Origin of the sequence: Nitrincola nitratireducens (assembly GCF_000585235.1) — a bacterium.
In the GTDB taxonomy this organism is placed as follows: Bacteria; Pseudomonadota; Gammaproteobacteria; order Pseudomonadales; family Balneatricaceae; genus Nitrincola; species Nitrincola alkalisediminis.
Map to the genome: position 1 here is coordinate 200,727 of NZ_AONB01000003.1, position 12,149 is coordinate 212,875.

Annotated in this window: 11 protein-coding genes; 8 read left to right on the plus strand and 3 right to left on the minus strand. The window is 48.5% G+C overall.

The window, feature by feature from the left end; translation table 11 throughout:
- The first annotated feature begins 2 nt into the window (after positions 1-2).
- Genes D791_RS04960 through ligA form a run of 7 tightly spaced genes read left to right on the plus strand, consistent with a single transcriptional unit; the run spans position 3 to position 8,042 of the window.
- Positions 3-1,958, plus strand: a complete 1,956-nt coding sequence (locus tag D791_RS04960; RefSeq protein ID WP_036508534.1) for a heme lyase CcmF/NrfE family subunit — start codon at positions 3-5, stop codon at positions 1,956-1,958.
- 9 nt (positions 1,959-1,967) lie between these two features.
- Positions 1,968-2,504, plus strand: coding sequence for a DsbE family thiol:disulfide interchange protein (locus D791_RS04965; protein WP_036508537.1), 537 nt, complete (start codon positions 1,968-1,970; stop codon positions 2,502-2,504).
- Complete coding sequence (locus tag D791_RS04970; RefSeq protein WP_036508539.1) at positions 2,501-3,010, plus strand: cytochrome c-type biogenesis protein; 510 nt, start codon at positions 2,501-2,503, stop codon at positions 3,008-3,010. The genes D791_RS04965 and D791_RS04970 overlap by 4 nt, the downstream gene beginning before the upstream one ends.
- Positions 3,007-4,257, plus strand: a complete 1,251-nt coding sequence (gene ccmI, locus D791_RS04975; RefSeq protein ID WP_036508542.1) for a c-type cytochrome biogenesis protein CcmI — start codon at positions 3,007-3,009, stop codon at positions 4,255-4,257. The genes D791_RS04970 and ccmI overlap by 4 nt, the downstream gene beginning before the upstream one ends.
- A 42-nt stretch (positions 4,258-4,299) precedes the next feature.
- The gene (gene zipA, locus D791_RS18805; RefSeq protein WP_051514214.1) at positions 4,300-5,640 is read left to right on the plus strand and encodes a cell division protein ZipA; all 1,341 of its coding nucleotides are present in this window, start codon (positions 4,300-4,302) and stop codon (positions 5,638-5,640) included.
- A gap of 33 nt (positions 5,641-5,673) precedes the next feature.
- Positions 5,674-6,000 (plus strand): DNA ligase LigA-related protein, encoded by a 327-nt coding sequence (locus tag D791_RS21975; RefSeq protein WP_420329334.1) that lies wholly within the window; start codon positions 5,674-5,676, stop codon positions 5,998-6,000.
- Positions 5,910-8,042: an NAD-dependent DNA ligase LigA gene (gene ligA, locus D791_RS04985; protein WP_420329335.1), complete on the plus strand. Its 2,133-nt coding sequence runs from the start codon at positions 5,910-5,912 to the stop codon at positions 8,040-8,042. Before D791_RS21975 ends, ligA begins: the two co-directional genes overlap by 91 nt.
- A 3-nt stretch (positions 8,043-8,045) precedes the next feature.
- On the opposite strand, the gene D791_RS04990 is transcribed toward ligA, so the two are convergent.
- From D791_RS04990 to ampD, 3 genes are read right to left on the minus strand one after another with little or no spacing between them, the layout of a single operon-like run.
- The gene (locus tag D791_RS04990; RefSeq protein WP_036508545.1) at positions 8,046-8,699 is read right to left on the minus strand and encodes a CBS domain-containing protein; all 654 of its coding nucleotides are present in this window, start codon (positions 8,697-8,699) and stop codon (positions 8,046-8,048) included.
- A 50-nt stretch (positions 8,700-8,749) separates the two neighbouring features.
- A complete protein-coding gene (mnmC, locus tag D791_RS04995; RefSeq protein WP_036508548.1) occupies positions 8,750-10,675 on the minus strand; it encodes a bifunctional tRNA (5-methylaminomethyl-2-thiouridine)(34)-methyltransferase MnmC2/FAD-dependent 5-carboxymethylaminomethyl-2-thiouridine(34) oxidoreductase MnmC1 in 1,926 nt (641 codons plus the stop codon).
- Positions 10,676-10,683: 8 nt separating this feature from the next.
- Positions 10,684-11,244, minus strand: coding sequence for a 1,6-anhydro-N-acetylmuramyl-L-alanine amidase AmpD (gene ampD / locus D791_RS05000; RefSeq protein WP_036508550.1), 561 nt, complete (start codon positions 11,242-11,244; stop codon positions 10,684-10,686).
- A gap of 61 nt (positions 11,245-11,305) precedes the next feature.
- On the opposite strand from ampD, the gene nadC reads away from it, so the two are divergent.
- Positions 11,306-12,148, plus strand: coding sequence for a carboxylating nicotinate-nucleotide diphosphorylase (gene nadC, locus D791_RS05005; protein ID WP_036508553.1), 843 nt, complete (start codon positions 11,306-11,308; stop codon positions 12,146-12,148).
- The last annotated feature ends 1 nt before the right edge of the window (position 12,149 follow it).

The window sequence follows — 12,149 nt, forward strand, 5'->3', positions numbered from 1 at the left end:
ACATGATTCCAGAGTTAGGTACGTTTTCGACCATCCTTGCCTTGTGCTTGGCCGTCATTTTATCTGTTGTGCCTATGGTGGGTGCGTATACGGGCAATAAATTATGGGTTGATTATGCACGTCCATTGAGTAAAGGGGTGTTCTTTTTCTTGAGCATCGCAATGGTGTGTTTAGCCTATGCCTTTTTAACCAATGACTTCTCAGTGGTGTACGTGGCCAATGGCTCCAACACCGCTTTGCCTTGGTATTTCAAAATCAGCGCTATTTGGGGAGGGCATGAAGGTTCACTTTTGCTCTGGGTCTGGATTCAAGCCGTGTGGACGTTAGCGGTTGCTGTGAAAAGCCGCAATTTGCCGTTGGATATAATTGGTCGTGTTTTATCCGTGATGGGTATGATTACGGCGGCATTTTTGTTGTTTATCCTGTTTACATCGAGTCCTTTTGACCGTTTCTTACCGGGCTACCCAATGGAAGGGGCCGACCTGAATCCACTGTTACAGGACTTCGGGTTGATTGTGCATCCACCCACACTCTACATGGGGTATGTTGGCCTGTCGGTTGCCTTTTCATTTGCTATTGCTGCGTTATTAAGCGGTCGTTTGGATGCCGCTTGGGCGCGCTGGTCACGTCCTTGGACAAACGTGGCGTGGGCCTTTCTAAGCTTGGGGATAGGTTTGGGAAGCTGGTGGGCCTATTACGAGTTAGGCTGGGGCGGCTGGTGGTTCTGGGACCCCGTTGAGAATGCCTCGCTCATGCCTTGGCTGGTTGCCACGGCCCTGATTCACAGTCTGGCGGTTACAGAAAAGCGTGGTGTGTTTAAAAGCTGGACAGTGCTATTGGCGATTTCTGCTTTCTGTTTGAGCCTGTTGGGGACTTTCTTGGTCAGATCCGGCGTCTTGACGTCCGTGCATGCCTTTGCAACCGATCCTGAGCGGGGCTTGTTTATCTTGGGGATGCTTATTTTTGTCATCGGCGGGTCGTTGCTGCTCTATGCCATTCGAGCTGGATCGGTGAAAAGTGAATCCACGTTCTCGCTGTCCTCAAGAGAATCTTTGTTATTGGTCAATAACATATTGCTAACTGTGTCCTGCGCTATGGTATTGATTGGCACCTTATATCCATTGGTTATGGATGCCTTGAATCTCGGTAAAATTTCGGTCGGTCCTCCGTACTTTAATGCGTTGTTTGTACCGATTATGTCCTTAATGATTGTCTTTATGGGCATCGCAGCGGTTAGTCGCTGGAAGAATACCGAGCCAAGTTATTTGGTCAAGCAACTCTGGTTGCCAGCCGTGCTTGCAATTCTAGCGGGCGTCATCAGCAGTTATGCCTACAGTGGTATTTTGGAGTTCTGGGTAACCCTAGGCTTAACCCTAGCCTATTGGATTGTCTTCAGTTGGATGCGTGACTACTGGAATCGCGCACGCAACCGAGACAGCCTGTGGGCCGCCGTGACCAAACAATCCCGCAGTTATTACGGCATGTTACTTGCCCATCTTGGCGTGGCCGTACTGGTTGTTGGGGTGGCGATGGTGTCTATCTTTGTTGAGCATCGCGATGCGCGCATGGTGGCGGGTGATCAACTGGAGTTTAGGGACTACACCTTTATTTTTGATGGTGTGCGTAAAGTTGAAGGGCCTAATTACACCTCGGATATGGGTCGTATTCGCGTTTTATATAAGGGTGAGCCTTACCGCATCATGTATCCAGAAAAGCGCATATACACAGCACGTGGAATGTCGATGACGGAAGTGGCGTTGGATCCAGGTTTGTTTAGAGACTTGTACATTGCCATGGGTGAAGAGCTCGACAATGGTGCTTGGGCCATTCGGTTACAGTATAAGCCCTTTGTGCGTTGGCTATGGTTGGGTGCTTTGTTGATGACGGCCGGTGGTATTTTGTCCGCCAGTGATAAGCGTTACCGTCGACAAAACAATCGTGCAGTGGCCGCGGCTTAGGAGGGTGTAATGCGTAAATTATTGGTCTTTATTCCACTGGTGGCGTTTTTAGGATTGGGCATTTTTTTGTTCAAGGGGTTGTTCATGGATCCCAGAACTTTGCCCTCGGCCTTGATTGACAAGCCATTTCCTGAGTTTTCATTGCCGTCTTTGTACAACATGGACGAAACACTTACTCAATTGGACTTACAGGGTGAGGTGGCGCTTTTGAATGTCTGGGCCACCTGGTGCCCTACCTGTAAAGAAGAGCATGCCCAGCTGAATAAAATTGGCTTAGAGGAGGGCGTGACGATATACGGTCTGAACTATAAAGACGATCCAGAATTGGCCCGTCAATGGTTGGAGCGTTACTTGGATCCTTACCGTAAAGTGATTGTTGATGAAGAGGGCTATCTGGGTCTTGATTTAGGTGTCTATGGTGCGCCAGAAACCTATATTATTGATAAAAAAGGTATTATCCGTTATCGACATGTGGGTGAAGTCAACGAGAGTGTTTGGTTGCACCTAAGAGAGCTCATGCAGACGATTGAAAAGGAGGATGCATGATTCGCGCTATATTAATGCTCTGTATGTTGAGTGTCGTTGCCCTAAAATCTCACGCGGGCTTTGAAACCTATGAGTTCAGTTCGGTTGAGGGGGAGAGACGTTATGCTCAGCTAGCACGAGAGCTGCGATGTCCAACCTGTCAAAATCAAAACATATCGGACTCAGATGCTCCCTTAGCCGCTGATTTGCGCCGGGAATTGCACCGCATGATTGAAAGTCAGCAGACCGATGATCAAATCCTTGATTTTATGATCACGCGTTATGGGGATTTCGTGCATTACCGCCCAAGAATCGCGCCCGAAACCTATTTGCTTTGGTATGGCCCGATCGTGTTAATGCTGATCGGCCTAGGCGTTGTTCTTGTCGTGGCGAAAAAGCGTAAGCCTAGACAACCCGCTCAATCGGCCTCGTCATCAACAAAGGCTACCCCTTCGTTAAGTGAAGGTTTAACGGATGATGAGCGAAAACGCCTGCAATCACTACTGCAACAGGATGATCAAAAATGACTGCGCTTTGGTTAGGTATTGCCGTATTAACGTTAATGGCGGTTTCAATCGTATTTTGGCCATTATTGAAAAATTATCGAGAGTCAAAACAACACCCTGTGGATGTTGATCGGACTCAGCAAAACATCGAAATATTTAAAGAACGACTTTCAGAGCTTGAAAAAGAGTGCGCTCTAGGCACGCTGTCTGACGAAGCCTTTACTGAGCTTAAACTTGAACTTGAACGCAATTTGTTAATTGATGCTGAAACCAATCAGCGTAAAGATCCCGTGCTGAAAATGGGCTCCTCGCAGTTGGTGACCATTATGCTACTTGCATTGCTGGTTCCTGCGAGTTCTTTTGGTTTGTATGCGTATTTAGGTCGTGCTGTCGATTTAGAAACCTCTTTGAGCATGAATGCATGGAATGATTCGTTGAACAATCCGGATCTAACGCTAGAGGAAGCCATCGCTCAGTTAGAAGCCGAATTAACACGTCGGCCGGAAAATGCTGAAGGATGGTATCTATTAGCCACCACACGTATGAACCTGAATCAATTTGATTTGGCAGCGGCGGCTTTTGCTCAATCTGCGTTGCATTTACCCGAGACATCACCTGAATTAGCGGGTGTCTTAGGGCAGCAGGCACAAGCCTTGTTCTTTGCCAAAGGCGGGCAGATGGATGATGAGGTATTGGCATTGACCGATCAGAGTTTGCAGCGTAATCCAACGGAGATTACCTCCTTAGGATTGCTGGGGATTGCTGCATTCGAGGCGGAAAACTATGCGGGCGCCATTGAATATTGGCAGGCGGCTTTGAGCAATGCCGAGGGCAATGCAGCTGAGTCTTTGCGCAATGGCATTGAACGAGCGCGCATGCAATTGCAAAATGCAACGCCTGATGCAGCGGATCAAGCCATTGAAGGAGCCTTTGTTCGCGTTTATATTGACCTAGATGAGTCGATACTCACTGAAATTACCGGAGACCAGACAGTCTTTGTGTTTGCACGACCTGCGGGGCAGAGAATGCCAATTACGGCAGTAAGAATGCAAGTAAATCAACTGCCTGCTGAAGTTAGACTTGATGAAAATTCAACATTGATGCCTAATATGAGTTTAGCGGATTTTGAAGAAGTGGATTTGGTTGCAAGAATAAGCGTGACCGGAAATGCAGAAGAAGGTCCAGGTGACTTCAAAGGAAGTCTCAGCAGTGTTAAAGTCAGCAATGATGAAGTCATTCGCTTGATTATTAGCGAACGTATCGATTAAATATTTAACTACATTCAATTTGTTTTAGGAAACTGGGTAAACATGGAGATCAGTCTGCGAGAGTGGCTCATCATTGGCGGGGTTCTGTTAATTGCGCTGATTCTTTTTGATGGCTGGCGCAGGGTCAGGGTCAATCGTAATAAGTTACGCATTGATATCGATAAGACTCTGTCTGACCTAAGTGATGATTATCACAATCCCGAATTGCCCAACGGAGGGGCACGCGTTCGTCCTGAAAATGATCATTTTTTTGACGAACACACGCCAGATGAGCCCAAGTTCAGTGAAGATTACTCCGAGGAGCCAAAGCGTCAGCGTGGTGTCTCGCGTGCCGAGCCTGCACCGAGCAAAGAGCCTAGACCCAACGTTTCCAAACAGCCGAGCCCGCAAGTCTCAACTTCACAGCGGCAAGAACCCGCCTATGAAAAACCGATTGCGCCAGACTCTGTGCAAGACCCTTACGCAGAGGCGAAGTCGTATATTGCGCCAGAGCGCGAACGAGCGTCGAGTTCTACTTCTGCAAACGACATGCGTGATCTTTCCGAATTAGATCCTTTATTTGATGACATCCCTGCCGTGCAATCCAGATATAAACAAAAGACAGACGATACGGATGTCAACTTACCGTTAGACTTGGATTTCGATAAGCCCATTCCGGTAAAGCGTAACGGGGCGTCTGTTCGCACTCCCGTGCATTTTGATCGAAATGCCGAGGATGAAAAAGCATTAAATCGGCCAAAGCGCAGACCGGTCGAGAATCCTAGTTTTAGTTTGCCCTTGGATATTGAACCCCCGAAACCTTCTCAGAAGGCTTCGCCCGTTATTGAAGAGGAAACTCAGGATTTGTTTGGGGCCTCTTCAGGCCCATCCAGAGCTGAAGAGTCGCTAGTGCCACCCGTCAGTAAGTCGGTTGAAGCCAAGAAAACACTGGAAGACTTACCCGATCCTGCCGAAGTGCTTGTCATTACCGTTGTTGGCAAAGACAAGAAAAATCTTCACGGCGGTAAATTGCATGCCATTGTCGAAGCCTGTGGCATGGAGTTTGGTGATATGTCGATTTTTCATCGATTCGAAGGTAAGGGACACGCGACACCTGTTCAGTTCAGCATGGCCAATGCCGTTAATCCGGGTATTTTTGATGTGCAAAACATGGACAGCCTGCAAACACCGGCTGTGTCTTTTTTCATGTCAATGCGAGAGCCGAAAGATCCAATGACGGCCTATGAGTGCATGCTTGCAACGGCTGAAACCGTTGCGAAGCACTTAGACGGCGACTTATTGGACGAAGATCGCTCAGTCATGCGTGAGCAAACGAAAGAGCACTATCGTCAACGTATCCGTGACTTTGAAATGGAAACTCGCCGTCCTTCACGAATCCGTTAGTCTATTTTTGCACGAGTGCAGGTAACCCCCTTCATGAATTCGGACATCACCGCCCGTCTCCAGGAGCTGCGCAAGCGTATTGCGCAGCATAATTACGAATACTATGTTCTGGATCACCCGAGCATTCCTGACGCTGAATATGACCGTTTGTTTCAAGAACTTCAGGCGCTTGAAACGGATCATCCTGAGCTGATCACTCCTGATTCTCCGACTCAGCGAGTGGGAGCAAAACCCGATAAGGCTTTGCAGAGGTCGCGCATGAGCTGCCAATGCTCTCTTTGGACAACGCATTTAATGATGAAGACCTTGCTGCTTTTGTACGTCGAGTTCAAGAGCGCTTGCCAGCATCTACCCCCTTAGTCTTTACTTGTGAGCCCAAATTAGATGGCATTGCAGTGAGCCTTGTGTATGAAAATGGATTTTTGAAGCGGGGAGCCACGCGTGGTGATGGCTATACGGGCGAAGATATTACGCACAATGTTCGAACCATACGCAACATTCCCTTGAAGTTACAGGGCGATGATTGGCCGGAATGGTTAGAGGTGCGTGGTGAAATTTACATGCCAAAGCAGGGCTTTGAGGCATTAAATCAGCAGGCACTCCTTAGCGGTGATAAGCTGTTTGTGAATCCCCGTAATGCGGCGGCAGGTAGTCTGCGTCAACTCGATCCCAAGATAACGGCTCAGCGTCCTTTAGAGTTTTGTGCCTACAGTACCGGAGTTGTTAGGGGGGGAGAGTTGCCGGATAGTCATGCCGCAGGCCTCAAAAAACTTCAGCAGTGGGGGCTGCGCATCAACCCAGAGATGAAAACGGTTGAGGGGCTAGACGAGTGCCTTGGTTATTACACTCAATTGGCTGAAAAGCGTAATGGATTGAGTTACGACATCGACGGCATCGTGTTTAAAGTTGACTTGCGATCACTCCAACAGTCACTTGGCTTTGTTGCACGTGCTCCACGCTGGGCGATTGCGCGTAAGTTCCCAGCTCAGGAAGAGGTAACACGCCTTAAAAATGTTGAGTTCCAAGTGGGGCGCACGGGGGCTATAACGCCGGTGGCGCGTTTGGAGCCTGTCTTTGTTGGCGGTGTAACGGTGAGTAATGCGACCTTACACAATATGGAAGAGATTGCACGCTTAGGTATTCAAGTGGGTGATCGTGTGATTATTCATCGAGCCGGTGATGTGATTCCGAAAATTGTTGGGGTGGTGCCCGATGAGCAAGATGATTATCCACGTCATCCGATTGAGATCCCAACACATTGTCCGGTATGCGGTTCCGATGTTGAGCGCAGTCAAATCAACAAACACAGTAAAAATAAACCAACGATTCAAAGTTTTGGTGCCGTGTATCGCTGTGTGGGGCGTTTGGCTTGTCAAGCACAAGTCAAACAAGCAATTTTACATTTTGTGTCACGCCGTGCGATGGATATTGAGGGCCTGGGTGAAAAAAATGTTGATCAGTTGGTAGAAAAGCAGTTAGTGCGATCTCCTGCTGACTTGTATCGTTTATCAGTAGATGATTTTTTGAGTCTAGAAGGATTTGCTCAGCTTTCGTCTGAAAATCTGTTTAACGCCATAGAAAAAAGTAAGCAGGTTAGTTTAGAACGCTTTATCTATGCGTTGGGTATCCCAGAGGTTGGCGAAGAAACGGCTCGGCTTTTAGCCATTCACCTCGGTTCCTTGCAGCGTATTCAACGCGCACTCCCAGGCTTGTTGGTTTGGTTGCCAGAGGTGGGCTTGGAAGTTGCCAATGAGATACATAATTTTATGCAGGATGAGCATAATCAAACGGTATTAAAGGCGTTATTGGCGGGCGGTGTGACCCTTCAAGAAACAGGCCGTGTATCGGATCAGTTGAGAGGACAAGTGACACTGTCTGAGTGCATTGCACGCCTATCAATATCTGCAATAGGTCCTAAATCCGCGCAGACATTAGCGGACGCCTGTGAAACACCAGAGGCGTTTTTTAATCTCGACTTTGCAAAACTGTCGCAAATTCCGGGTATCAGTGCGCGAGCGCGTCAAGGCGTGCTTAAGTTTTTAGAACAGCCTACTGAGGTCGAACAAGCCAAAGCATTACTGGAACAATTAAAAGACTTTGGTTTTATGGCAGGAGGCGATCATGATTCAACGGAAGAATCGAATCATCAAACCTCGGCCTCACAACCCTTAATGGGACAAACTTGGGTGTTAACCGGAACCTTGGAAACGTTGACGCGTGACGAGGCAAAAGCGAAATTACAGGCTTTAGGTGCCAAAGTAAGTGGCAGTGTCTCGGCTAAGACACATTGTGTGGTGGCGGGGCCTGGTGCAGGTTCAAAGTTAACGAAAGCCGAAAGTTTGGGGGTGCAGGTGCTGGACGAGCAGGCCTTTATTGACTTGGTGGCAGGCTACATCGGCTAAAACTCATGCCCAGCTTTCAACCTGGGCATCGTTAATCAGGAGTCTGACAAGGTCTGTTCTGGAGATAATGCCCAATAGCTCGTTACGGTTACCCAGTACAGGTAAAGCCCCTACTGGATAATTCACAAACACAGAGGCAATTTGAGAAAGCTCAGTGTCAACCGCCGCCGCAATCATTTGGCGTTGGTACACCACTGCGATGGTCACGGTTGAGTCTGTGCCGTGCTCAAGAATGTCCTCTTTAGACAGGAGTCCTATCGGCTTTTCATCCTCGTCCACCACAATCAGATGCGCAATAGAATACTCTTGCATTTGCAACCAAGCCTGGCGAAGCGACACACTAATGCTGACCGTTTGCACGGGAAAGGTCATGATCTGTTGCGCTTTTAACGTGGGTTTTTGCTTGGGTTTCCCAGCCTTGCTTGCCTCTTCATAGGCTGTGTGAGCGCCAGCGTTGTTTGGGTTGCGACGCTGGCCTGAGTCGCCTTCCAATATTCGTAGAAATGAACGCTTGCCCGATGGTTGAGTTGGATCATCGGAATTAGGCAGTCCATCCGAACTACGAGCCTCTCCCGCCTGTTCGACCCCACGAGGTTTAAACAGCGTTTTCAGCGGAGTTTGAATCCGATTACCTTGGTCAATGACTATCAGCGACATAACTCACTCCTCAATACATTTGAAGTATATCGGCATTTTACGAAAAAACATTAAATTCGATTACGAATTAAGTCTCGTAAAATAAAACGGTTAGGATCAAGGCGCTCCATTAATCGGTTAGGTAAGGGGGAAGGGGTGCCTGCGATCATTGCAGCCAATACGTCTGCGCTGATGGGACAGGTGATTAACCCCTTCGAGCCATGGCCTACATTGACATATAGACCTTGATGCATCAAGGGTGTTTCAAAATCTTTCCAATTTGAGTCTACACGTAATCGTGCGTAGGTTTTGACGAAGCTTTCATAGTCGCCGACTTCGCCCACTAAGGGCAAGTAATCGGGCGTACTGCAGCGATAGCCAACACGTCCGTTACACTGGTTGGGATCGACCTTGGCAAAGTCGGGTAAAACGCGGCTTAGGCTTTGCAGGTTGTGTTGGTGGTCTTTGACTTTTACCTCGCGGCTTAAGTCGTGCAAGTCAAAAGTGGCACCAAAACAATAGGATTCATTTAGGGCAGGCGAAATGTAACCGTCACCACAGACGACGGTTTTTAAATCCGGTAATCCACTTGAAGGGATTTGCGAAGTTTGGCCGCGTATGGCTTTAAGCGGCAAGTGTTGTACGGGTGATAAACGCTGTGTGTCGCTGGCAGAGCACAGAATCACGCTCTCGCTTTCGTAAAGGTCTTTGTTGGTTGTAATCCGCCAGCGACGAGGGGCGGATAGAACGTCTAGCTTCGTCACCTGCTCAGAAAAATGGCAGTTGATGAGCGGGTGGTTGATCAGATGGGCACACCAAGCAACGGGAGACACCCATCCGGCTTTAGGGAAAAACAGCCCAGGTTTGTCAATCAGGGCATTGGCGAGCTCGGAGGCGTCATGACTGGAGACGGCTTGCAGAATATCAGTGGAAAAAAGATTGGCCTGTAAAAGACGTGTTTGCCGCTCGTGTTCTTTGTCGGTGGTGGCCAACTGGAGGACGCCACACAAGGCACCGACATTGGGTTGAGTCTCAAGCAACGACGACACTAGGTTCACACTGTATAACAAGCCGAAGAGGTGCAGCTCGCTACTGGGTGTTTGCTCCATTGCTAACTTAGCGTATAAGGCGCCTTGAGGGTTGCCAGAGCCTCCTTGGGCAATTTGCGAGTTTTGGTCAATCAGTGTGACGCGAACACCGCGCTCGGCCAGAGCTCTTGCTGTATGGCATCCGGCAAGCCCTGCTCCAACCACAATTGCGTGTGACGAAGTGGATCTCGGTTGTGCTTCGCTTTTACCCCCCTGCGCAACGAGCATGTCACGCTTACGGCCAGCGCCTTGGCTGATCTGGACGTTAAAGCCAGCATCACGCAGTCCACGGCGCACGTTTCCAGATGCCGTAAAGGTGGAGACATGGGTGTTCGCATGGCTCAGTCGATACATTTGCGAAAATAACGAGGCTTGCCACATGTCGGGGTTTTTTGTCGGTGAGAAGCCATCAAGATACCAGACATCCACACATCCTCGTAATTCGGGCAGGGTGTCGTTCACATCACCAAAAATTAACGTTAAGCGAATGCGGCCTTCGGCGAAAAATAACGGGTGATAGCCTTCTTGTAGCGGTGGATATTGAGCTAAGAGTGCATCCTTTAGTGGGTGATGTGCGTGATGTTGCTCCATCAGCTTGGTCATGTCCGCACGACTGAGAGGAAACTTTTCAAAGGAAATGAAGTGCAAACATTGAGTGGGCAAGGATTCAGACAACCACAAACGAGCCGTCAATAAAAAATTCAATCCGGTTCCAAATCCCGTCTCACCAATCGTGAGATGCTCATAGGGCGCTAACCTTTGAATGCGTTCACGCAACTGGTTGCTTTCAATAAAGACATGTTGCTTCTCAGCCTCACCACCATCATCACTGAAATACACATCGTCAAAGTCTTTGGAAAAGGGGCTGGGTAAATGCCACTCAATCTTCGCAGGTTTTAAGCACTTCATTACAATTATTACTCGCCTGTTAAACAGTCTAAATAGTGTTTCCAATCAAATGTGGCCCCAGGGTCCGTTTTTCGTCCAGGGGCAATCTGGTCGTGTCCCACGATTCGAGTGGGCGTGATCAATGGGTAGCGTTGCATCAGAAGGCGAGTCACCTGAATTAGAGTCGTATACTGATCAGAGGTGTAGGGAAGATCATCGCAGCCTTCTAATTCGATACCGATTGAAAAATCATTGCAATTGGTTTCGGATTCAAAACTCGAGACTCCTGCATGCCAAGCGCGTTGATCAAAGGACACAAACTGAACCACCTCTCCGCTTCGCTTAATCAACAGGTGTGCCGAGACCTGTAGGTCAGCGATTTCAGCAAAGTAGGGATGATCTTCACGAGGAAGGCGGTTTTGGAAAAACGACTCAATATATTCACCGCCAAACTGGCGCGGGGGAAGGCTAATGTTGTGAATCACCAGTAATGAAATGTTCGCGCCACTTGGACGGTGATTGTAATTCGGTGAAGGGCACCATTTGGCGCTGGTTAAAAGATGGTTTTCAATAGACGGTTGGACTGGCACAGACCTATCCTGCTGGTTAAAATAGCTAATCTACTTTAATCACAGGCTGAATCCAACCACTATGCTAACACTTGAAATGATCCAACCCACGATTGCTCAACAAGTCAGTGAAGCTTTACGGGAAGATATAGGTAGCGGAGATATTACAGCCGAATTAATACCCGCAGGTGATCAAGCCATCGCACGTATTATTACGCGTGAAGACATGGTGGTGTGCGGTGTGGCTTGGGTGAATGAAGTGTTTCGGCAAGTCGACGCCCTGTTGGACGTGGAGTGGCGAGTGAGTGACGGCGATTACGTCGCAGCTGGGAGCACACTGTTTGAGGTGAAAGGCTCTGCAAGAGCATTGCTGACTTCTGAGCGTACTGCCTTGAACTTTTTACAAACCCTATCGGGTACCGCGACGTTAAGTCACAGCTATGCCAAACGCGTTGAAGGCACGGGTGTGACGTTACTCGATACACGTAAAACCCTGCCAGGTTTACGTTTGGCTCAGAAGTATGCCGTTGCCTGTGGAGGCTGTGCCAACCATCGTATCGGGCTGTATGATGCGTTCTTGATTAAAGAAAACCATATTCATGCCTGCGGTGGTGTGACGCAAGCCATTGAAACGGCTCGTCTCAATCATCCGGGTAAGCCCGTTGAGGTCGAGGTGGAGACCTTTGCGCAATTGGAAGAGGCCTTATCTGCACAGGCGGATATCATTATGTTGGATAATTTTTCAGTGGAGGATATGACCAACGCCGTTCAATTGACAGCTGGTCGTGCTAAGTTGGAAGCCTCTGGCAATATTACGGATGATACGCTGTTGCAGTTTGCACAGACTGGCGTTGATTATATTTCGATTGGGGCGTTGACCAAGCATTGTCGAGCCATTGATTTATCCATGCGCTTTATAGCTTAAC